Genomic DNA, 20,390 nt, shown 5'->3' with positions numbered 1-20,390 from the left:
TGAGGGCTGGCAGGTGCTCGTCGAAAGTCTTTCAGCGTCTATGAGATCGAGCGCCGCCCGCGCGGCGCTTCGCGGGCAAGCCCGCTCCCACATCTATTTCGGGCCAATTATTCCTGAGTGATTGGCGGGTGCCCCTTATCTGCTCTATCCGTTATCACATTTGAGCGATCGCCTTTCATCCATATCCAGCCATGCGCCAAGGCGGCGGGCACCGATGGAAACAGGAGAAACTGACCCGAAACAAATGTGGGAGCGGGCTTGCCCGCGAAGCGCCGCGCGGGCGGCGCTCGATCTCACAGGCGCTGAAAACCTTTCGGCAAGCACATGCCAGCCTCTACGCAAACACCTTGAAAGGCACGTGTATCAATACGAAAGCGCCAGCCCCACCACCACCGTCAACTCAAGCAGCTCCAGCAAAGCGCCTGCGGTATCACCTGTGGTACCACCCAATCGTCGGCACATCTGCCGCCGCAGCCCAGCGAATACCGCCAGTGCCAGCAACATTACCCACAACGCCACCCAACCGCCCAGCACCAGGCAAACCCCGGCAGTACCCAGCAGTACCCAGCCCGCCGCACGCCTGGGCAGGTGTTCGGCCAGTGCCGAGCCCAGCCCCCCGGCACGCACATAAGGTGTACAGAGGAACAAACCGAGCATCGCAGCCCGCCCGACCACTGGCGCCAGAACCAGCCAGGCACCCGCGCCACGCTCGACCAGCACCCACAGGGCACAGAACTTCAGCAGCAGCACCAACACCAGGGTGACCACGGCAATCGGGCCACTGCGCGGGTCTTTCATGATCTGCAAGGTGCGCTCGCGATCGCCGAAGCCACCCAACCAGGCGTCGGCACTGTCGGCCAGGCCATCCAGGTGCAGGGCGCCGCTGAGCAGCACCCACAAGGCCAGCAGCAGTGCAGCCTGCAACGGTGCCGCAACGCCCTGCAGCAGCGCGCTGGCAGCCCACAACAGCAGGCCGAACAGCAACCCGACTGCCGGGTAGAACAGCAGCGAACGGCTCATCTGCCGCGGCTCCGGCATGCCCGGCAGGCTTACCGGCAGGCTGCTGAGAAACTGCAGGGCAATCCAGAACGGCAGCATCAAACCACCTCACGCAACTGGCCGTCGGCCTGCAGCGCCAGACGCATCAGCGCAGCGTGCCGCACCTCGACCTGCAGCAACTGCTCGCGCGGCAATCCACGGGCGCGGGCCAGCAACAGGCGCATGACACCGCCGTGGGTCACCAGCAGCACGCGCTTGCCGGAGTGTTGCCGGGCCAGGGTTTCGACCGCTGTCAGCACACGCTCGGCGAAGTCGGCCACCGGCTCGCCTGCAGGCGGCGTGAAGGCGTAGGGGTCGGCCCAGAAACGCCCCAACGCGTCCGCTTCGGTCTGCATGATCTGCGCCGCGCTGCGTCCTTCCCACTCGCCAAAGTGCAGCTCGCGCACACCCGCTTCCAGTTGCACCGGCAGTTGGAGACTTGCGCCCAGTTCGTCGGCGAAACGTGCGCAACGCTGCAACGGCGAACTGACCAGCACATCCCAAGGCCCACCCACCGCGACAGCCGCGCGCATCTGCGCCCAGCCCTGCGCGGTCAGGGCGTCGTCCAGGCTGCCGCGCAAGCCGCCGCCCAGTTCGGTCTCACCATGACGCAGCAGATCGAGGATCATGCCGGACGATCCGCCACCGCCGCTTCGGCGAAGGTCGCCATCTGCCCGTGCAGGGCGCAGGCCAGGCGCATCAGCGGCACCGCCAGCGCGGCACCACTGCCCTCGCCCAGGCGCAGCCCGAGGGCCAGCAACGGTTCAGCCTGCAGCGCCTCGAGCAAGACACGATGTCCAGGCTCGGCGCCCTGGTGGGCGAAAAGCAGCCACTGACGGCACTGCGGATTGAGGCGTACGGCAACCAAGGCCGCCACGCTGCAGATGAAGCCGTCGACCAGCACCGCGACCCCACTCTGCGCGCAGGCCAGGTATGCACCCGCCAGCGCCGCGATCTCGAAACCACCGACGCAGGCCAATGCCCGCAGCGGGTCAGCGTTCTGCAGGCCATGCAGTGCCAGGGCTCGCTCGATCACCTCGGCCTTGTGCCGCACGCCGGCACTGTCGAGCCCAGTACCCGGGCCGCTCAGGGCATCGGCCGGGCACCCCAGCAATGCGCTGGCCAGGGCTGCCGCTGCCGTGGTGTTGCCAATCCCCATCTCGCCACCGATAAACAGCTGTGCGCCCTGGCCTGCGGCGCGCAAGGCACTGTCGCGCCCGGCCCCGAGCGCGGCGCGCAGTTGCGCGTCGGTCATCGCCGGCTGGCGGGCGAAGTTGGCAGTGCCGGCGCCCAGGCGCAGGTGATGCACGCCCGGCAGTTGCAGTTCCGGGTCGATGGTCCCCAGGTCGACCACGTCCAGCGTCGCCTCCAATTGACGCGCCAACACACTGATCGCCGCCCCACCGCCGACGAAATTGCGCAACATCTGGCCAGTCACAGCCTGGGGATAGGCGGAGATACCCTCCTCCACCACGCCATGGTCACCGGCAAACAAGCCGATCGCCACGCGCTCGAGGGTCGGACGCTCGCGACCTTGCAGGCCGGCCAGGGTAATCGCCAGCGCTTCCAGTTGGCCCAGCGATCCGGCGGGCTTGGTCAGTTGCTGCTGACGGGTGCGCGCCTGCTCCATGGCATCGTTGTCGAGGGGTTGGCAGGCATCGAGCCACCAGGAGGTGTTCATAGAGCAGGTCCTTTGAGCATGAGAGGAAGGCCGGCAACCGTGAGCACCACGCGCTCACAGCGTTCGGCCACGGCCTGGTGCAGCCAGCCGGCCAGGTCGACGTAACGGCGGGTCAGCTCGCCCATGGGCACCACGCCCAGGCCGGTTTCGTTGCTGACCAGGATCAGCGTGCCAGGCAGGCTGGCCAGGCAGTCGAGCAGCGCGTCACGCTCCTCGACCAGGCGCTGCGGGTCATCGAGCATCAGCAGATTGGTCAGCCACAGGGTCAGGCAATCCACCAGCAGGCAACGCCTTTCGTCTGCTTCGGCGCGCAGCACGCGGGCCAGGGCCAGAGGCTCTTCGATCAGCCCCCAGTCAGAAGGCCGGCGCTCGCGGTGCAGGCGCACGCGTTCATTCATCTCGCCGTCCAGCGGCTCGCTGGTGGCGATATAGGTGACCGGCAAACCACTGGCCACGGCCAGTTGCTCGGCCAGGCGGCTCTTGCCCGAGCGGGCACCACCGAGGATCAGGTTGCGCATCTCAGGCCACTCCACACAAGGCGCGCAACCGCGCGGTGTCCAGGTGCTGCTCGATGAGGTCGGCCAGGCGTTCGATATCGCGTTCGCGCAGCGCCTCGTAATCGACCACCTCGACGTCATCCAGCCCGGCCCAGCGCAGCAGCGCGGCGCACGACTGGCTACCCTCGAACAAACCGTGCAGGTAGGTGGCGAGGATCTGCCCGTCAGCGCTGATCGCGCCATCGGCACGTCCATCTTCGAGCATCACCGCAGGCTGCTCCAGCGCAGGCCCCTGGGTGACGCCTGCATGAATTTCGTAGCCCGACACCGGTGCCTGCTCGAGGCTCAGCACGCCTTCGACATTGCGCAGCTGCTTTTCGGCTTCCAGCACGGTGGCGTAGTCGAACAGGCCCAGCCCAGCGCTCGAACCCGCCGGCCCTTCCAGCCCCAGCGGGTCGTGCACCTGGCGCCCCAGCATCTGCAGCCCGCCGCAGATGCCGATGAGCTTGCCGCCGTAACGCAGGTGACGGGCAATGGCGCTGTCCCAACCGCGCTCGCGCAACTGCGCCAGGTCACCGCGCACGCTCTTAGAGCCGGGCAGGATGATCAGGTCGGCAGGCGGAATCGGCTGGCCGGGGCCGATGAACTGCAAGTCCACCTGCGGGTGCAGGCGCAGCGGGTCGAAGTCGGTGTGGTTGCTGATGCGCGGCAATACCGGAACGATCACCTTGAGCACACGATCGCTCTTGAGCGACTGGCGCCGGTCGATGCCGTCCTCGGCCTCCAGGTGCAGGTCAGTGACGTAGGGCAACACGCCCAGCACCGGTTTGCCGGTACGCTGCTCGAGCCAGTCCAGGCCCGGTTGCAGCAAGGCGATGTCTCCGCGAAAACGGTTGATGACAAACCCCTTCACCCGCGCCTGCTCACTGGGCGACAGCAGTTCGAGGGTGCCGACCAGGTGGGCGAACACGCCGCCACGGTTGATATCGGCAACCAGGATCACCGGGCAGTCCACCGCCTCGGCAAACCCCATGTTGGCGATATCGCCGGCCCGCAGGTTGATCTCGGCAGGCGAGCCTGCGCCTTCGACCATCACCACCGGGTAGGCAGCGCTCAGGCGCTGGTGCGAGGCCAGGACCGCCCGCATGGCGATGGCCTTGTAGTCGTGATACGCGACGGCGTTCATGCTGGTCACCGCGCGGCCATGGACGATGACCTGGGCGCCGGTGTCACTGTTGGGTTTGAGCAGTACCGGGTTCATGTCGGTATGCGGTGCCAGCAGGCAGGCCTGGGCCTGCACCGCCTGGGCGCGGCCAATCTCGCCACCGTCGGCGGTCACCGCGCTGTTGAGCGCCATGTTCTGCGGCTTGAACGGCACCACGCCGACACCCTGGCGCAACAGCCAACGGCACAGGGCGGTGACCAGCGTGCTCTTGCCGGCATCGGAGGTGGTGCCTTGCACCATGAGGGTGGTCATGCCGATTCCTTCTGGTAGTCCTGCAGCGCCTGGCGCAGGCGCTGTTCATCCGCCGCACTGGCAGGCAAGCCAAGACGCACGGCGGCAGGCGCCTCGAACAGGCGCACGAGAATGCCGCGGCGGGCGAGAAAGTCGTGAAGCTGGGCGGCGCGCGGATCGCGCAAGTACTGGAACAGGTCGCAGCCGCCAGTGGCGGGCAAGCCAGACTCGGCCAGCAGTGCTGCAAGGCGTGCGCTGGCTTCGGCGCAGCGCACGATCTGCGCCCGCTGCGCCTGGCCATCGGCAAGGCACGACTGGCCGATGATCCGGGTCGGGCCGCTGACCGTCCACGGCCCCAGCATCTCGGCCAGGCGCTGCAGCAGTGGCGCCTCGGCCATCACGAAGCCCAGGCGCACACCGGCCAAGCCAAAGAACTTGCCGAACGAACGCAGCACGATCAATCCGCCACGCCCACTCTGATCGGTGATGCTGTGTGCCGGGGTGTTGTCCATGAACGCCTCGTCCACCACCAGCCAGCCGCCGCGTCGAGCCAGGCGTGCGTGCCAGTCGAGCAGGCGCTCGCGCGGCACGCAGCGCCCCGTGGGGTTGTTCGGGTTGACCAGCAGCAGCACATCGAGGCGGTCCAGGGCCGCTTCAACCTGGTCGTCATCGAGCTCGACAAGCTCATGCCCGGCGCGCTGCCAGGCATGCGGATGCTCGGCATAGCACGGCGACAACACGCCGACCCGCCCGCGCGTGCGCAAGTGCGGCAAGGCCTGGATCGCTGCCTGAGAGCCCGCCACCGCGAGCAGTTCATCGACACCATAGTAGGCGCGCGCGACCTGCTCCAGGCCATCCTCGACCTCAGGCAGGCGCGCCCAGACCTCCAGCGGAATCGATGGGATGGAGAAGGACCAGGGGGCGATACCGCTGGACAGGTCGAGCCAGTCTTCGCGTGCGATACCGTACTGGTGCACAGCGCGCAGCAGGCGGCCACCATGTTCAAGCATAGAGCCAGGCCCCCGTGCAGATCACCAGCAGCCACAGCCATACGCCGCGCTGCACCAGGCTCCAGCCGCGCTCGATGGCATCGGCGTCGGCCACCGGCCCCTCGCCCAGGCGCGCTCGTTCGTGCAGCTCACCGTGGTACACCGCCGGACCTCCCAGCTCCACGCCGAGGGCACCGGCCCCTGCGGCCATCACCGGGCCTGCGTTGGGGCTGTCCCACAGCGGCGCCTGGTTGCGCCAGCAACTGAGCGCCAGGCGAGTCTTGCCCAGCAATGCGTAGGTCAAGGCCACCAGCCTGGCCGGCAGGTAGTTGAGTACATCGTCGATACGCGCTGCGGCCCAGCCGAAGCGCTCGAAACGTTCGTTGCGATAACCCCACATGGCATCCAGGGTATTGCTCAGGCGGTACAGCACCACGCCCGGCGCACCGGCCACGACGAACCAGAACAGCGCGGCGAATACCGCATCGCTTCCATTCTCCAGCACCGACTCGGTCGCGGCGCGGGCCACGGCAGGCTCGTCGAGCTCGCGGGTCTCGCGGCTGACCAGATAGCCCACCCGCCGCCGTGCTTCATCCAGATCCCCTTGGCGCAGGGCCTGGGCCACGGGCAATACATGCTCGCCCAGGCTGCGCATGCCCAGCGCGCAATACAGCGCCAGGGCATCCACCAGCCAACCGATGTAGGGCAGCCACGACAGGATCAGCGCCAGCAAGGTCAGGGGCACCACGGCCAGGAACCAGGCGCTGACCCCATGGCTGCGCCAGCCGCGGCCACCGGCATTCAAGCGTTGCTCCAGACGCCCGGCGAAATTGCCGAATGCCACCAGCGGATGACGCCGCTGCGGCTCGCCCAGCAGCGCATCCAGCGCCACACCGGCAACAGTCAGCAAGGCGATGCTCATGCCTGCTCTCCCCATTGGTTCTCGTAGAGCATCTCGCTCAGCGGCCGCTCACGCGCCCAGTCTTCCAGCACCAGCATGGGCGCCTCGTAGAATTTCGCCACCGGCCCCAGGCACAACACCGCCACAGGCTTGGCCCCGGCCGGCATGCCCAGCAGCTCGCCCAGCGCCTGCGGGTCGAACAGCGACACCCAGCCCATCCCCAGGCCTTCGGCGCGTGCGGCCAGCCAGAGGTTCTGGATCGCGCAGGCCATCGACGCCAAATCCATTTCCGGCAGGGTCCGGCGGCCAAAGATGTGCGGCTCGCGCTTGTCCATCAAGGCGGCAACCAGCACCTCGGCGCACTCGCCAATGCCTTCGACCTTGAGCTGCATGAATGCGTCGGAGCGCTCGCCGAGGGCCTCGGCGGTGCGAATCCGCTCCTCCTCCACCAGCGCCTGGATGCGCAGGCGCAGGTCGCGCTGGCTGATACGAATGAAGCGCCAGGGCTGCATCAGCCCGACGCTGGGCGCCTGGTGCGCGGCGGCCAGCAGCCTGGCGAGCAGCTCAGGCGCCACATCGCCGCCGATGAAGTGGCGCATGTCGCGACGCTCACCGATCGCTCGGTAGACCGCAGCGCGCTCGGCCTCGCTGAAAGCGTGTTCGTTCATGGTCGCAACAGCGCCGCCGCCGCTTCGGGGTTGGAAGGGAAATAGAAGTGCACGTAGGACGCCGTCAAGCGCCCCAGACGATAGACCGCCTCGTTGCCACGTCCGCCATTGGGGCTCAGGCCACGGGCGATGGGCGCAAGCTCGGTGGTGGTCAGCGAGTGGTGGTAGGTATGGCCACGCAGGGTGCCTTCAGGCAATTCGACGGCCTGCAGCGCCAACGCGGCGAGGCGCTTCTGCATCACGGCCTCGCCGGGCAACAGGCCCAGCAGCTCGGCACGTTCGCCCGCAACGTCGGTCAAGGCCTCAAGCAGGTAGAGCATGCCGCCGCATTCGGCCAACAAGGGTTTGCCTTCGTCATGGTGGCCGCGGATCGCCTCGCGCATCGGCGCGTTGGCCGCCAGGGCGTGGTGATGCAATTCGGGGTAGCCGCCGGGCAAATACAGGCTGTCGACCGCAGGCAGGTGCCGGTCGTGCAACGGCGAGAAGAACACGAGCTCCGCGCCCTGATCGCGCAGCAGGTCGAGGTTGGCGCCATAGAGGAAGGCGAACGCCTCGTCGCGGGCCACACCGATGCGCACACCGGCAAGGCTTGCGGTCGAGGGGGCGGCGTGTGGTTCGACAAAGGCCACCGGCGGCGGCAAGGCAGCATCGCAGCTGGCGCCCAAGGCCTCGGCGGCAGCGTCCAGACGTGCATCCAGATCGTTCAGCTCACTGGCCTGGACCAGGCCGAGGTGACGGCTGGGCAACTCGATGCCGCGCTCGCGAGACAACCCGCCATACCAGCGCAAGCCTTCGGTCAGGCTACCTTCGAGCAGTTGCGCATGGCGCAGGCTGCCGACCCGGTTGGCCAGCACGCCAGCGAATGGCAGGTCAGGCTGGTAGCGCGCCAGGCCCAGGGCCAGAGCCCCGAAGGTCTGGGCCATGGCCGTGCCATCGATCACCGCCAGCACCGGCACGCCGAAGTGCCGCGCCAGGTCAGCGCTCGACGGCGTACCGTCGAACAGCCCCATGACACCTTCGATGAGGATCAGGTCGGCGTCAGCGGCAGCGTCCCACAACAGACGGCGGCTCTCCTGTTCGCCGATCATCCACATGTCCAACTGGTACACCGGCGCGCCGCTGGCGCGCTCCAGGATCATCGGGTCGAGAAAATCCGGCCCGCACTTGAACACCCGCACCTTGCGCCCGAGGTTGCGGTGCAGGCGCGCCAAGGCGGCGGTGACGGTGGTCTTGCCCTGGCCGGAGGCTGGTGCGGCAATCAGCACCGCCGGGCAATGACGGGTGGCTCGACTCACAGTTCAACGCCCTTCTGTGCGCGGATACCGGCCTGGAAGGCGTGCTTGAGCATGCCCATCTCGGTCACGGTGTCGGCCAGCTCGATCATTTCCGGCTTGGCGGCGCGGCCAGTGACGATCACGTGTTGCATCGGAGGACGGGCCTGGATGTCCGAGAGCACCTGGTCCAGGTCGAGGTAGCCGTGCTTGAGGGCGATATTCAGCTCATCGAGCACTACAAACTGCACCGACGGGTCCTGCAGCAACTGGCGGGAGACGGCCCAGGCCGCCTCTGCTGCGGCGATGTCGCGCTGGCGGTCCTGGGTTTCCCAAGTGAAGCCCTCGCCCATCACGTGGTAGCGCACTTCGTTGGGAAAGCGGCGGAAGAACAGCTCCTCGCCGGTGCTGTTACGGCCCTTGATGAACTGAACAACCCCGCACTGCATGCCATGCCCCAGCGCACGGGCAAGCATGCCGAAGGCCGAGCTGCTCTTGCCCTTGCCATTGCCAGTGAGCACCAGCAGCAGGCCGCACTCATTCGGGGAATTGGCGATACGTTCGTCGATGATCGCTTTTTTGCGCTGCATGCGTGCCAGGTGGCGTTCGTCGCGCTCGATGGATTCGCTCATCAGGGGTTCTCCGCAGGCTGTCGACGCGCCGGTCGGGCACTCGCGGGCGGGCACCAGGCAACGACAGATAAACAAGGCAGGCAGGCGAAGGGAGCGCGCAAAGGCCGTGGCGATACCACGGGGCAGCGCGCATCACCCTCCGTGATGCCGTTGACAGTGACAGGCCGGTCTCCGGGCTCGTGAGCCGGGCCTTGGCCCGAAACCGCGCGCCTTCCCGGGTGCGGACACCCAGTGGCCTTGCGCGGCCTTGACTCACCTACCGTTGCGGGGGCAGCGCCGGATTCGCGCCCTGCTGGCGCCCACCGGCTTCCCAGTTTCACCCTGCCGGAGCTGATCCGCAGAGCACCTGAAACACGCCGCGAAGGTTAGAGGGTTGCACAGGGAGCGTCAATTAAACGCGGACGATGAACGGTTGATCTGGATGCTTGTCTCACTATTGAAGCAGTGATATCACATAGCCATCACCGGCTGTACGCGACCATAATAAAAGGAGAGCGCGGCATGCAAGGCTTGATCATCAACAACCCGCACCTGGAATTCCTGCGCCCGGCCCTGGAGCGCTGGATCGACTGCATCGACCGCTTCAACCAGATCCATGGCGATGGCGATGCGCCCTATTGGCACGGCGCCCAGGCCAATGCCGGTATCCTCGCCGCCGCTGCCTGGCAGGCCGAGCTGGTGGCGCTGCAGCACTATCAGAGCAAGAAGCAGCGTGACGAAGGCGAGCGCGAAGGCCGCTGCGATTTGTCGATTGCTGGCGCCGAACAATCCATTCATCTGCACACTGAGCAGCGCTGGCCGAAGATCGCCCGCCTGGACCTGGCGGGCGCCCTGCAGGAGGCGGCGACGTTGGCGCGGCTGGCAGCCTATCCCAGCCAGCTCAAGGCCGGGGCGCTGTTTGTCAGCCCGTGGAAGGCGGGGCAGCATGCAAGCCCCGAGGAACTACAGGATATGGTCGATGACTTGAACAAGCACACGGCCTGCGCGATTGCCTGGTACTTCCCATATGCGTACCGCAAGCTGCATAACGAGTCAGGGCAATACCACCCGGGTGTGGCGTTGTTGCTCAAGCAGGCTTGAATGTACGCCGGGGCTGCTGCGCAGCCCCGACAATCTCAGGGATTCTGCGCCAGATGCCCCGGCGCCAACACCCGCTTGGCCTGCAAGTAGGCCTTGGACCAGTAGCTGTTCGACAGGTAGTCCAAGCGCACCGTACCGCCGGTGGACGGCGCATGCACGAAGCGCCCCTCCCCCACGTAGATCCCGGCATGGCTTACCTGCGAGCCACCGCCGGTGGCGAAGAACACCAAGTCACCGGATTGCAGCGAATTGATGTCCACGGTCGGTGCACGCATGACGATCATCTCGCGGGTCGAGCGTGGCAGGTTGATGTTGGCCGCGCCGCGGTAGACGTAACCGATCAGGCCACTGCAATCGAAACCCGAATCCGGGGTGTTGCCGCCCCAGCGGTACGGGGTGCCGACCAGACCGATGGCACGGATCAACACATCGTCAGCCACAGGCGACGAGGAAGGTTGGTCGATGAAGGTGATCTGCGGCTTGGCCACAGGTGCCGGTGCCGGAGCACGGCTGGAACAGGCGGCAAGCAGTGCCACCAAGGAAAGGAATGCGAAGCGCGTCATCATCGCCATGGGTCAGAACCTGTCTGAGACCAATCGGCCGCAGCCGAAAAAAGAGTTAAGGATTTAGATTAGACGCTATTCGTAAATGCGCACGGCGGCTAGCTTTTCAGCTACGCCGCCATGCGAGGATACATCATTTTGATATCAGTTGCGCGACAGGGTAGTGGTCGGCGCCATGGCCAAGGCACGCTTGGCTTCGATGAAGGTCTTGCTCCAGTAGCGGTCATCGAGGTTATCGATGCGCACACCACCGCTGCGGCGGCTGCTGGAGTGGATGAACTGGTTGTCACCCAGGTAGATGCCGGCATGGCTGACACGGCCACGGCCGTTGGTGCTGAAGAACAGCAGGTCACCCGGCTTGAGCTTGTTGCGTGCGACCTTGGGGGCGTCGACGTTGATCATCTCGCGGGTCGAGCGCGGCAGGTTCATGCCGGCCTCTTCACGGAACAGGTAGCCGATGAAGCCGCTGCAATCGAAGCCGGACTGCTCGGAGGTACCGCCGAAACGATAACGGGTGCCGATCAGCGACATGCCACGCTCCAGAATGCTGTCTGCAAGGACGGGCAGCTGGTAGGGCTTGCTGTTGCTGGAGAAGGCTTGAAGGTCTTCATCGGTGGCGAGGTCTTCTTCATCGAATACCGACGAATGCGAAGCCTTGGCCTTGACCGCGGTTTGCGCGGTGACCGATGGGTGATCCTGGGGCTGGGAAATCGGGCCTTGGGCCGCGCAGCCAAAAAGCAGGGTCACGAGTGCGAGTGGCACGAGGGGTGCGAAGCGCTTGAGCATGGGCACGACCGTGTCTGTAATCCTTTAGAAGGGGGAAACTATGCCTTCTATCGGACCTATTTGCAAATTTTATCGAAAAAAATGTGACTTTTGCGTTTTGCCGCTCTGGCCCGGTGTTTTCAGGGTTACCAGCCGAGGGTTTCCTTGAGGAAGGGAATGGTCAACTTGCGCTGGGCTTGCAGCGAGGCCTGGTCGAGGCGTTCGAGCAGATCGAACAGTGCACTCATGCTGCGCGTTCCACGGGTGAGAATGAAGTGCCCGACCTCATCGGTCAGGTGCAGGCCACGGCGCGAGGCGCGCAATTGCAAGGCACGCAGCTTGTCTTCGTCGGACAGGCCACGCATCTGGAAAATCAGTGCCAGGGTGAGCCTTGACTTGAGGTCGGCGAGCTTGATCGGCAGCTCGCGCGGCGAACTCGAGGCCGCCAGCAGCAGACGCCTGCCGCTGTCACGCAGGCGATTGAACAGATGGAACATCGCCTCTTCCCAGTCGGCCTTGCCGGCAATCACGTGCAGGTCGTCGATGCACACCAGCTCGTACTGCTCCAGATGGTCGAGCAACTCTACGCCTCGGTCGAGCAACTGCGCCAACGGCAGGTAGACGGCGGGTTCGCCCAGTTGCTGGAAACGGTGGGTGGCAGCCTGCAGCAGGTGGGTGCGCCCTGCGCCCTGCTTGCCCCACAGATAGATGAGGCTCTCGGTCCAGCCCGCGTCGGCTTCGCACAGCCGCTCGACATAGCCCAGTGCCGCGGCATTGGCGCCCGGATAGTAGTTGATGAAGGTGGCGTCATCGCGCAGGCGCACACCCAGGGGCAACTGGATTGGTTTCATGCTGGCTGGCGGTCGCGAGGACCAAAGGGGGCCTTTGGTGAAGAGTGCGCAAAGTCTATACCCGCAGCGCGGGCGGCACAATCGGGGAAGGAAATAGCGCAAGTAAAATCAACAAGTTGCGTGATTTTTGAGCAATCAGAGCATCACCTCGGCCAAGCGCCCCGCCCAATAGCGTGCCAGACTCGAAGTCGCCTGGGTGCAAAAGCAGGTCGCCTGGGTGCGATTTTTCCACTCGCCCGACTCATAACCTGAACGGCAGCCACCGCCGCGCGGGGCGTCATGACATAACAACGATAATCACCGTCTCGTGAGGGGAAAAGTCATGCAGCGATCGATCAAGGCGGCCACCTGCGCCGCACTCCTGGGTATCAGCGCAGCCAGCTGGGGCGCAGAACCCGCCGCTTGCCAGAACGTGCGCATGGGCTCGGTGAACTGGACCGACGTCGTCGCCAGCAGCGCCGTCGCCGAAGCCCTGCTCGACAGCCTGGGCTACAAGGTCAAGCAGACCAGCGCCTCGCAGCAGATCATCCTGGCCGGCATGGCGGAAAAACGCCTCGATGTGTTTCTCGGTTACTGGCAGCCAACCATGCAATCGGTGGCCAAGCCTTTCCTGGACAAACAGCAGATCGACGTGATCAGCCCCGCCACCCTCGCCGATGCACAGTCCACCTATGCCGTGCCCGCCTACGCCTACGACGCGGGCCTGAAGACCTTCGCCGACATCGCCAGGTTTCGCGACAAGCTCAAGAACCAGTTGTACCTGATCGAACCCGGCAGCGGCATGAACCGCATCACCGCACAGATGATCGCCGAAGACAAATTCGGCCTGAAGGGTTTCAAGGGCATCGAGTCCAGCGAGGCCGGCATGCTGACGGCGGTCAAGCGTGCCGTGCAGAAGAACGAGTGGGTGGTGTTCGCCGGCTGGAAGCCGCATCCGATGAACCTGCAGATCGACATGCGCTACCTCTCCGGCAGCGACGACGCCTTCGGCCCCAACGAAGGCTCGGCCACCGTCTCGATCATGACCGCAGCCGGTTACCAGCAACAATGCGCCAACGTCGCCAAGCTGCTGCACAACCTGCGCTTTACCAGCGAAGGTGTCAGCCAGGTCATGGAGCCGATCCTCGACCGCAAAGCACCGCTCGATGCCGCTCGAGACTGGCTCAAGGCGCACCCCGAGCAGGTCTCGGCCTGGCTCGAGGGCGTGACCACGTTCGACGGCAAGCCCGCCAATGCGGCATTGGTCGCGCAACAGTAATGCAGCGCTACCCTCTCTCGGCCGACATGCAGGCCTTCATCGAACGGACCCGCGCCTTCAGCGTGGCCGATCCTGCACTGGCAGCCCAGCGCGCGGCCTATTCGCGCATGGCCGCAGCCTTCACCCCGCCATGCCCGGAAGGCGTGCAGGTGCGAGATCTGAATATGCCGGGACTGGTGCCCTTGCGCGTGTTCCAACCGGCACAAGCAGCACCGGCCGGAGGGTGGCCAGCGCTGCTATTTATGCATGGCGGTGGCTGGATGCTCGGTGGGCTCGACTCACACGCGTTCTTCTGCGCCGAACTGACGGCGCGCCTGGGAGTGGCGGTGGTCGCGGTGGATTACCGACTCGCGCCGGAACACCCCTTCCCCGCCGCGCTGCACGACAGCCTCGCCGTCTGGCGCGCCCTGCGCGATGGCGCGCTGGATGTACCGGTTGACCCCACACGACTGGTAGCCATCGGCGACAGCGCCGGGGGCAATCTCGCCGCCGCCCTGTGCCTGGCACTGCGTGAAGCGGATGAGCCGCAGCCGCGCATGCAGGCGCTGATCTATCCCGCGCTGGGTGACGAGGACAGCGTGTCGCGACGCGAATGTGCCGATGCACCGCTGTTGTCTGTCGACGACATGCGCGCCTGCCTGAACGCCTACCTGCCCTCCACTACTCTCAGCCCGCTGGCGCTGCCATTGCTCGCCCGCGACCTCACGAGGCTGGCGCCCGCTTTCATTGCCGTGGCCGAGTTCGACCCACTGCGCGATGACGGCCTGCGCTATGCACAACGGTTGAGAGACGACGGAGTGGCGGTCGATTACTTCCCAGGCCATGGGTTGGTCCATGGCTGCCTGCGGGCCAGGGGGTTGCCGGAGGTGGAGGCCCTGTACGAGGCGCTGTTTGCAGCGCTCAGGAACAGCCTCGATTGAGCCCCTTTTACCGAAACCGCCCGACCTGCAAGCGCGGGCTCGTCACGAGAGGGAAGCGCCTACCTAATGAAAGTTTCATGTTTTGACCCATGCTCTTTCTGCAAGAATCTTTTGTTACAACCTCTTACAAAGATTCGCTGAATAGCTGGAGCACGTGATGAATCCCCCCCTCCCTGCCAAAGCACCGTCCAAAGCCGGAAGAGTCTTCCGGGTGACCTCCGGCAATTTTCTCGAACAGTTCGACTTCTTCCTGTTCGGTTTCTACGCCACCCAGATCGCTGCCGCGTTCTTCCCTGCAAGCAACGAATTCGCCTCATTGATGATGACCTTCGCCGTATTCGGCGCAGGCTTTCTGATGCGCCCGCTGGGGGCGATCATCCTCGGCGCCTACATCGATGACGTCGGCAGACGCAAAGGCCTGATCGTGACCTTGGCGATCATGGCCAGCGGTACCTTGCTGATCGTGTTCGTGCCCGGCTATGCCAGCATCGGCCTGTGGGCGCCGGCCCTGGTGTTGCTCGGCAGGCTGCTGCAAGGGTTCTCGGCCGGTGCCGAGCTCGGTGGCGTTTCTGTTTACCTGGCGGAGATGGCCACGCCCGGGCGCAAAGGCTTCTACGCCAGTTGGCAATCGGCCAGCCAGCAGGTCTCCATCATGGTTGCCGCAGCCCTGGGCTATGGCCTGAATCAGTGGTTGTCCGCCGAGGAGTTGTCCCAGTGGGGATGGCGGATTCCGTTTGCCGTGGGCTGCCTGATCGTCCCGTGCATCTTCCTGCTGCGCCGCAACTTGCAGGAGACCGAAGAGTTCGCCAAACGCGAGCATCGCCCGACCATGAGCCAGGTGTTCAAGACACTGTGCGCCAACGCATCGGTGGTGATCCTGGGCATGCTGATGGTGGCCATGACCACCACCGCCTTCTACATGATCACCGTGTACGCCCCGACCTTTGGCAAGACCGTACTGCAGCTCGATACCAGTGATGCATTGATGGTGACCTTGCTGGTCGCCGTGTCCAATTTCCTGTGGCTGCCGATCGGCGGCACATTGAGCGATCGCCTGGGACGCAAACCGCTGCTGGCGGCAATGTCCCTGCTGACCGTACTCACGGCATACCCTGCGCTGTCCTACCTGGCCCAGGCCCCCAGCTTCGCTCACATGCTGGAAGTGCTGCTGTGGTTCTCGTGCCTCTATGGCATGTACAACGGCGCACTGATCCCTGCCCTGACCGAAATCATGCCCACCGAAGTGCGCGTTGCCGGATTCTCCCTGGCTTATAGCCTCGCCACCGCGGTGTTCGGCGGCTTCACCCCGGCGGTGTCCACCTGGGCGATCCATGCCACGTCAGACAAGGCCGCCCCGGCTTACTGGCTGATGTTCGCAGCGCTGTGTGCGTTCACTGCAACGCTTGTGCTGTATCGCCGCCGACCTGCCCGCAGCACGGCCGTTGCCTGAGGGTGTGACGGGTTCTTACGAGTGCTGTGCAGAGCGCTGGAAAGTAACTCCGCATAACTGAAAAAGCGCGCCCGAGAATCTCGGGCGCGCTTTCGGCTTAGTCCTGGTTCATTCCCAGCTCAGCATCATCCAGCAGTGCTTTGGCCATACCCGCCAGGTAATAACCTGCCCAGGCCAAGTCGGTGTCGCTCTCCATGACACCCAAAAATGTCAGTCGCCTGACACTACCGAGCAATTCCGACGCATGCTCGCGAGCATGCTTGCAGGGAATACCCTGCTCGACGCGAAAGAGTGGCCGCCCCGAACCATCCCCTGCACTGAATGCAGTGAGTCCCGGCGTCGCTGGTGCCTGCACAACATCGCTCATTGATGCTCTCCTCCATTGACACCCCGTTGCCATACCGCAACCTTGGGGAACACCGCCCAACCTGTAGGAGCGGGCTGGTCCCGCGATGGGGTCGCCGCTATCGGCAAAGACCCATAGCGATCTATTGGCATCCTGGTCAAAGCCATCCTGACCAGACCTCTGGCCGCGGCCAGCTCCTGACCCAAAACACAAGGCAATCGTCGGTCTGCAATGCTCAAGGCAACACCCAGATCCTGAGCAATCTGTTTTAAAAGGAATTCGAGCGAACGGGTGGGATATTCGAGCGGGGGTGGATCGGGGACAATCTTCAGCATACTCACCTCAGTGTCATTGAGGCTGCCATCACCCGCTGTCAAACAGGAAGGTGGCAGCTGTGCGCGGGTTGACAGACCGAGGACACTGAAACTCGGCGCACACGAAGGTGCCCCACGCACAGCCGCCATAGCGCTTGCACGTGTTTCAGTGATCGAAGCGGCCTGTCAAAGCCGGTCGTTGAATTGGCAACGACCCGGCGAGACTAGAGGCCGGTTTGGAGCACTGCAATGGCGGAATGGCAGCGGGAGTATGTTTGGGAAATGGACTACAGGGAATAAGGAAAAGCTGATTGGTAGGATTCGATGGAAAGGCGGCGGAGTCATTTTAAGCACTGATATCTGCCTCGAACTCTCGCGAGCCTCAGCCTACTACCGTCGAAATTTTGCCCATAAAAAAGCCCCGCTGATTCTCATCAGCGGGGCTTTTCATGTATGGCGGAGAGATAGGGATTTGAACCCGCCCGACTTACTCACGAGGCCGGGATAGGCCCACAATATCAGCTAAGATCCCATGGGTAGTAGGGCTGGCGTGGCCTGAAGCGCCCTGAAAAACGCCCTAAACTTGCCCTAAAAATCTCAGCAATGGACCTCACCTATGGACGAAAAAGCTTCTTTCACCGCTGACACGCTTGAGCTTTTGTTTCTGAACCAGGTAGCTATAAGGGCTGCTCTGGAGGAGCTATCGCTATGGGTTAGCCAGAGAGGATCTGCCCAGATCCACGAGAATGTCATGGGTGCCCTGCGAGCCTTGGACGTGAACGCCGACGCGATCTCAGCCAACATAGCGGTGCTGCGTGAGTAAGCTGGCCGAGCTGGTTAAGCCAATGATGGATTGGGCTAATAAAAATTTAACTTTATGATTTTCTTAAGATTTATCGAGAATTTTCCTTGATCGTACCACTTTTATAGCACCTCATTTGCCATCCTGCACTCCAGCTCAGCTCCGAAGGCATGGTGCTGAGCGTCCATCGTTACCCTAATCTATACCGAATGCTAACGTAGTGGTGGCATACTGGCACCTAGCCAACAGCCACCGCAATGGATAGCCATGCATCTCATTATCAAAAAAAATATCGAACAATTAAAAAAGAATACCAATACCCTAAAAAAACTCCTAAATCCAAGCTGTTCGAATATTTTTGTAACTATTGCATTACTTCAAAGCATTACCTTGGCAGCTTTAATCAAAGGAATCTGGCATGAATGCAGGTGAAATTGGCACCGAAGCCGGGCGCATTTTCGCATACAATTTACCAAGTGCTTGGATCTACCGCAGCCAAGAGGATCAAAATGATTTTGGCATTGACGGCGAAATTGAATTAAAAGACAGCAACGGGAAGGCACTTGGTAAAGAAAGCATCTTTAAAGTCCAAATAAAGGGGGAGGAATTTTCCACCTACATCAATAACAATCAAACTCTATCATTCACCCTAACAACAGAACGACTGAAATATTACTACAACTTTAAAATCCCAGTGGTACTAGTTGTCGTAGAGGTATCCACCCAGAAAATATTCTGGAAGGCCTTAACTATCGACGAAGAACTCAAGAGCAAAGTACTCACCGCAACAGATCAAAGTTACATTCAGGTTCATCTTCCGACGACAAATACACTATCGAGAGGCTCACCGTCATTAGCAGAGAGCCTTCTGACATCTGTTAACTTATGCTGGGATCATCTTAGTATTCTTGGGATAAAAGCATCCATCGCTCAGTATCCTAGGATGACCTCAGCGGAGCTCGATCATAAAATACATGTAATTGGTGACGCTCTTTACAAGGCGCACCACCAACAACTTGACAACTTGCTCCACGCAAAGGATTACAATTCCCTCTATGATAAAGCTGAAACGCTATCTGCATCTCCTGTAGTACCTTCAGAAGATCGGTTTGTCGCCACCCTGTACTACTGGCACGCATTTCAGATAGCCCCTAACACTCGAAACCAGCAAGATTACTTTGATCGCCTTTTCCGAATCTGTCACAATCTTATTTACTTGGCTCGGCTCGATCGATCAAAACCACTCAGACTAATCGCCTTAGGGAAAGCGCGTCGCACGCAGTTTAAAATCAGCATGGATACATTATTTTCTGCACATCATGCAACGAATCATTTTAACGATTCTTCGTTGGAATACTTGATCTTCGATGGGCAGACACAACAAGTTTATAGAGCATGCTGTTTTGCTTTGCAAAAACTGGTCGACCTTTGCAACAGGCTTTTTAATAGCAGCCAGTATCATATACTTGCTGACCTATTCATTGAGATATCACCCTCTATATTAGTTTTCCGTCAAATACATGAGGCAAGAGGCACCACTGAGTCAATTGAATTTATTGAACACTGGCACCAAAGCCTTTCATCACTAGTACTTCATTACTGTGTATACACAAACAACACCTATTACACACAATGCATATACCGCCTCATAGCCTCAGACCCAGAAAACACTAAAACCAAACCCGAAGCCAAAGCTTTCATAATAAAGAATCTCCCTGAATTGTCCCCCGCTCTAGGACGCATTGAAGAGGAATGCAAAAAAGTCCTCAATCCAACTTCCTTTCTTGACGCGAGCGTCGACGAGCAAAAAAAATTCTTTATTGATATGGCCAAAAACCTTGGAATGGATCCTGACGACCCGAATAACGAACTGGGAGAAATCGTATCTCTGGCACTGGCCAACTATGACCCTTCAGAGATAATGAAAACATGCGAACATTTATTCGTAGACTATAGACCAGGCGGAATAGTCGCTCAGTCGTTGCAAATGCATTCAGCTGGAGGAATTAAGCTGCTTATATGTTTGAAGCATAAGTACGCGATGGCCAGCGGGGGGAGCATCAAAGATCTGTATTTGGGCACTCACTCTGTCCCTGCACTTAGCTTTGAGAATAAACACTGCCAAAACTGCAACGATTGCTCTCCCAGACCCAGTGAGTGGAAGTGGAGCTTTAAATGGCATTACGAGATCAGAAACTTAAATAAGGACATAATCGACACGTACCAGTTTTAACTGCCTTGGACTACCACCTAGAGATTCGGCAAAGACATCAAACAGTAATGATTAACCAACCTAGCGCGCAGGGACAGTCCATAACTGGTCGAGCCGAGTCGTATAAGATTGACTCTTCATCTCCCGGCGCATCCCCCAATCGGGGGTGCGGGGGACGCTACCCGACCTCATTGTCCCTCGCCCATACCGCTCGTTGATCTGGTCCACCACCGACATCAGTCTGCCGCTCGCCATGGGCTGCGAGATCGCGAACAGATCGTCCGTGAAGTCACCTGGCTGGCACAAGTCGAGTAGTAACACTTCCGCCTTGCTGTACCGGTAGCCCTCCCTGAAAACACGCTCCACCGCATTTGTCGCCGCCCTGGTGAGCAGCAGCGTATCGTTCGTGGGGTAAGGCAGCTCCACAAGCGCTCCCTGTGCATGGTGCAGCTCACCAGGGTTGAACATGCCGGTACGGATACTCACTCGCATGCGCTTGCATACCGAGCCCTGAGCCCGCAGTTTTTCAGCCGCTCGCCCGGTGTAGGTGGCCACGGCCTGCTTGATCGGGGCGAGCTCTGTCAGCCGCTTGCCGAACATCCTACTGCAGCAGATCTCCTGCTTCGGTGGCGCCGCCTCATCCAGTTCGAGGCAGGGAACGCCAGCCAGCTCGCGCGCGGTCTTCTCCACCACCAC

The 20,390-nt window shown here is 62.0% G+C and carries 21 protein-coding genes and 1 riboswitch; of the genes, 6 read left to right on the top strand and 15 right to left on the bottom strand.

What is annotated here, in order from left to right; genetic code table 11:
• Positions 1-363 precede the first annotated feature (363 nt).
• Genes F6X62_RS04410 through cobO form a run of 10 tightly spaced genes read right to left on the bottom strand, consistent with a single transcriptional unit; the run spans position 364 to position 9,133 of the window.
• Positions 364-1,098 (bottom strand): adenosylcobinamide-GDP ribazoletransferase, encoded by a 735-nt coding sequence (locus tag F6X62_RS04410; RefSeq protein ID WP_153772802.1) that lies wholly within the window; start codon positions 1,096-1,098, stop codon positions 364-366.
• Positions 1,098-1,667 carry an alpha-ribazole phosphatase family protein gene (gene cobC / locus F6X62_RS04405; RefSeq protein ID WP_112898973.1) on the bottom strand — a complete coding sequence of 190 codons (570 nt, stop codon included), beginning with the start codon at positions 1,665-1,667 and terminating at the stop codon, positions 1,098-1,100. Before cobC ends, F6X62_RS04410 begins: the two co-directional genes overlap by 1 nt.
• Positions 1,664-2,719, bottom strand: a complete 1,056-nt coding sequence (cobT, locus tag F6X62_RS04400) for a nicotinate-nucleotide--dimethylbenzimidazole phosphoribosyltransferase (protein WP_153772801.1) — start codon at positions 2,717-2,719, stop codon at positions 1,664-1,666. The genes cobC and cobT overlap by 4 nt, the downstream gene beginning before the upstream one ends.
• Complete coding sequence (gene cobU / locus F6X62_RS04395) at positions 2,716-3,237, bottom strand: bifunctional adenosylcobinamide kinase/adenosylcobinamide-phosphate guanylyltransferase (RefSeq protein WP_153772800.1); 522 nt, start codon at positions 3,235-3,237, stop codon at positions 2,716-2,718. The genes cobT and cobU overlap by 4 nt, the downstream gene beginning before the upstream one ends.
• 1 nt (position 3,238) lies before the next feature.
• A complete protein-coding gene (locus F6X62_RS04390) occupies positions 3,239-4,693 on the bottom strand; it encodes a cobyric acid synthase (protein WP_153772799.1) in 1,455 nt (484 codons plus the stop codon).
• Positions 4,690-5,682, bottom strand: coding sequence for a threonine-phosphate decarboxylase CobD (gene cobD / locus F6X62_RS04385; protein WP_153772798.1), 993 nt, complete (start codon positions 5,680-5,682; stop codon positions 4,690-4,692). Before cobD ends, F6X62_RS04390 begins: the two co-directional genes overlap by 4 nt.
• Complete coding sequence (gene cbiB / locus F6X62_RS04380; protein WP_054890946.1) at positions 5,675-6,583, bottom strand: adenosylcobinamide-phosphate synthase CbiB; 909 nt, start codon at positions 6,581-6,583, stop codon at positions 5,675-5,677. The genes cobD and cbiB overlap by 8 nt, the downstream gene beginning before the upstream one ends.
• Complete coding sequence (gene bluB, locus F6X62_RS04375; protein ID WP_054890947.1) at positions 6,580-7,230, bottom strand: 5,6-dimethylbenzimidazole synthase; 651 nt, start codon at positions 7,228-7,230, stop codon at positions 6,580-6,582. Before bluB ends, cbiB begins: the two co-directional genes overlap by 4 nt.
• Positions 7,227-8,525, bottom strand: a complete 1,299-nt coding sequence (locus tag F6X62_RS04370) for a cobyrinate a,c-diamide synthase (protein ID WP_153772797.1) — start codon at positions 8,523-8,525, stop codon at positions 7,227-7,229. The genes bluB and F6X62_RS04370 overlap by 4 nt, the downstream gene beginning before the upstream one ends.
• Positions 8,522-9,133, bottom strand: coding sequence for a cob(I)yrinic acid a,c-diamide adenosyltransferase (gene cobO, locus F6X62_RS04365; RefSeq protein WP_125931596.1), 612 nt, complete (start codon positions 9,131-9,133; stop codon positions 8,522-8,524). Before cobO ends, F6X62_RS04370 begins: the two co-directional genes overlap by 4 nt.
• A gap of 144 nt (positions 9,134-9,277) precedes the next feature.
• Positions 9,278-9,498: riboswitch (cobalamin riboswitch) on the bottom strand.
• Positions 9,499-9,634: 136 nt separating this feature from the next.
• Between cobO and F6X62_RS04360 the strand changes: the two genes are divergently transcribed.
• Complete coding sequence (locus tag F6X62_RS04360; RefSeq protein ID WP_063545852.1) at positions 9,635-10,213, top strand: hypothetical protein; 579 nt, start codon at positions 9,635-9,637, stop codon at positions 10,211-10,213.
• Positions 10,214-10,248: 35 nt separating this feature from the next.
• Here F6X62_RS04360 and F6X62_RS04355 read toward each other — a convergent pair whose 3' ends face one another.
• From F6X62_RS04355 to hda, 3 genes are all read right to left on the bottom strand, one after another.
• Positions 10,249-10,785 carry a C40 family peptidase gene (locus F6X62_RS04355; RefSeq protein ID WP_054890951.1) on the bottom strand — a complete coding sequence of 179 codons (537 nt, stop codon included), beginning with the start codon at positions 10,783-10,785 and terminating at the stop codon, positions 10,249-10,251.
• A gap of 135 nt (positions 10,786-10,920) precedes the next feature.
• Entirely contained in the window at positions 10,921-11,562 is a 642-nt protein-coding gene (locus F6X62_RS04350; protein ID WP_153772796.1) for a C40 family peptidase, read from the bottom strand.
• A gap of 125 nt (positions 11,563-11,687) precedes the next feature.
• Positions 11,688-12,392: a DnaA regulatory inactivator Hda gene (gene hda / locus F6X62_RS04345; RefSeq protein WP_054890953.1), complete on the bottom strand. Its 705-nt coding sequence runs from the start codon at positions 12,390-12,392 to the stop codon at positions 11,688-11,690.
• A gap of 322 nt (positions 12,393-12,714) precedes the next feature.
• Between hda and choX the strand changes: the two genes are divergently transcribed.
• The 3 genes from choX (at position 12,715) to F6X62_RS04330 (ending at position 16,020) form a co-directional block, all read left to right on the top strand.
• Entirely contained in the window at positions 12,715-13,650 is a 936-nt protein-coding gene (choX, locus tag F6X62_RS04340; protein WP_153772795.1) for a choline ABC transporter substrate-binding protein, read from the top strand.
• The gene (locus F6X62_RS04335; protein WP_256673896.1) at positions 13,650-14,570 is read left to right on the top strand and encodes an alpha/beta hydrolase; all 921 of its coding nucleotides are present in this window, start codon (positions 13,650-13,652) and stop codon (positions 14,568-14,570) included. The genes choX and F6X62_RS04335 overlap by 1 nt, the downstream gene beginning before the upstream one ends.
• Before the next feature lie 157 nt (positions 14,571-14,727).
• Entirely contained in the window at positions 14,728-16,020 is a 1,293-nt protein-coding gene (locus tag F6X62_RS04330; RefSeq protein ID WP_153772794.1) for an MFS transporter, read from the top strand.
• A gap of 97 nt (positions 16,021-16,117) precedes the next feature.
• On the opposite strand, the gene F6X62_RS04325 is transcribed toward F6X62_RS04330, so the two are convergent.
• Entirely contained in the window at positions 16,118-16,387 is a 270-nt protein-coding gene (locus tag F6X62_RS04325) for a DUF3077 domain-containing protein (protein ID WP_153772793.1), read from the bottom strand.
• A gap of 909 nt (positions 16,388-17,296) precedes the next feature.
• Between F6X62_RS04325 and F6X62_RS04320 the strand changes: the two genes are divergently transcribed.
• Both F6X62_RS04320 and F6X62_RS04315 read left to right on the top strand, forming a co-directional pair.
• Complete coding sequence (locus F6X62_RS04320; RefSeq protein WP_153772792.1) at positions 17,297-17,503, top strand: hypothetical protein; 207 nt, start codon at positions 17,297-17,299, stop codon at positions 17,501-17,503.
• Positions 17,504-17,900: 397 nt separating this feature from the next.
• Positions 17,901-19,715, top strand: coding sequence for a DUF4365 domain-containing protein (locus F6X62_RS04315; protein ID WP_153772791.1), 1,815 nt, complete (start codon positions 17,901-17,903; stop codon positions 19,713-19,715).
• 60 nt (positions 19,716-19,775) lie between these two features.
• Here the strand turns inward: F6X62_RS04315 and F6X62_RS04310 are convergent.
• Positions 19,776-20,390: DUF4113 domain-containing protein (locus F6X62_RS04310; protein ID WP_153772790.1), on the bottom strand; the 615-nt coding region annotated here is incomplete at its 5' end.

The sequence above is a fragment of the Pseudomonas sp. MNR3A genome (assembly GCF_009650575.1).
Classification (GTDB): Bacteria; Pseudomonadota; Gammaproteobacteria; order Pseudomonadales; family Pseudomonadaceae; genus Aquipseudomonas; species Aquipseudomonas machongensis.
The sequence above is the reverse complement of the archived record's forward strand: the minus strand, read 5'-3'. Positions and strand labels throughout refer to the sequence as shown.

Excerpts from the sequence above, each read along its gene's own strand:
- F6X62_RS04315 (WP_153772791.1), top strand. The coding sequence starts at position 17,901 with ATGAATGCAGGTGAAATTGGCACCGAAGCCGGGCGCATTTTCGCATAC.
- F6X62_RS04335 (WP_256673896.1), top strand. The coding sequence starts at position 13,650 with ATGCAGCGCTACCCTCTCTCGGCCGACATGCAGGCCTTCATCGAACGG.
- cobU (WP_153772800.1), bottom strand. The coding sequence starts at position 3,237 with ATGCGCAACCTGATCCTCGGTGGTGCCCGCTCGGGCAAGAGCCGCCTG.
- F6X62_RS04320 (WP_153772792.1), top strand. The coding sequence starts at position 17,297 with ATGGACGAAAAAGCTTCTTTCACCGCTGACACGCTTGAGCTTTTGTTT.
- F6X62_RS04330 (WP_153772794.1), top strand. The coding sequence starts at position 14,728 with ATGAATCCCCCCCTCCCTGCCAAAGCACCGTCCAAAGCCGGAAGAGTC.
- F6X62_RS04350 (WP_153772796.1), bottom strand. The coding sequence starts at position 11,562 with ATGCTCAAGCGCTTCGCACCCCTCGTGCCACTCGCACTCGTGACCCTG.
- cobO (WP_125931596.1), bottom strand. The coding sequence starts at position 9,133 with ATGAGCGAATCCATCGAGCGCGACGAACGCCACCTGGCACGCATGCAG.
- F6X62_RS04390 (WP_153772799.1), bottom strand. The coding sequence starts at position 4,693 with ATGACCACCCTCATGGTGCAAGGCACCACCTCCGATGCCGGCAAGAGC.
- bluB (WP_054890947.1), bottom strand. The coding sequence starts at position 7,230 with ATGAACGAACACGCTTTCAGCGAGGCCGAGCGCGCTGCGGTCTACCGA.
- cobT (WP_153772801.1), bottom strand. The coding sequence starts at position 2,719 with ATGAACACCTCCTGGTGGCTCGATGCCTGCCAACCCCTCGACAACGAT.
- F6X62_RS04355 (WP_054890951.1), bottom strand. The coding sequence starts at position 10,785 with ATGGCGATGATGACGCGCTTCGCATTCCTTTCCTTGGTGGCACTGCTT.
- choX (WP_153772795.1), top strand. The coding sequence starts at position 12,715 with ATGCAGCGATCGATCAAGGCGGCCACCTGCGCCGCACTCCTGGGTATC.
- cobD (WP_153772798.1), bottom strand. The coding sequence starts at position 5,682 with ATGCTTGAACATGGTGGCCGCCTGCTGCGCGCTGTGCACCAGTACGGT.
- F6X62_RS04325 (WP_153772793.1), bottom strand. The coding sequence starts at position 16,387 with ATGAGCGATGTTGTGCAGGCACCAGCGACGCCGGGACTCACTGCATTC.
- F6X62_RS04410 (WP_153772802.1), bottom strand. The coding sequence starts at position 1,098 with ATGCTGCCGTTCTGGATTGCCCTGCAGTTTCTCAGCAGCCTGCCGGTA.
- cbiB (WP_054890946.1), bottom strand. The coding sequence starts at position 6,583 with ATGAGCATCGCCTTGCTGACTGTTGCCGGTGTGGCGCTGGATGCGCTG.
- F6X62_RS04360 (WP_063545852.1), top strand. The coding sequence starts at position 9,635 with ATGCAAGGCTTGATCATCAACAACCCGCACCTGGAATTCCTGCGCCCG.
- cobC (WP_112898973.1), bottom strand. The coding sequence starts at position 1,667 with ATGATCCTCGATCTGCTGCGTCATGGTGAGACCGAACTGGGCGGCGGC.
- hda (WP_054890953.1), bottom strand. The coding sequence starts at position 12,392 with ATGAAACCAATCCAGTTGCCCCTGGGTGTGCGCCTGCGCGATGACGCC.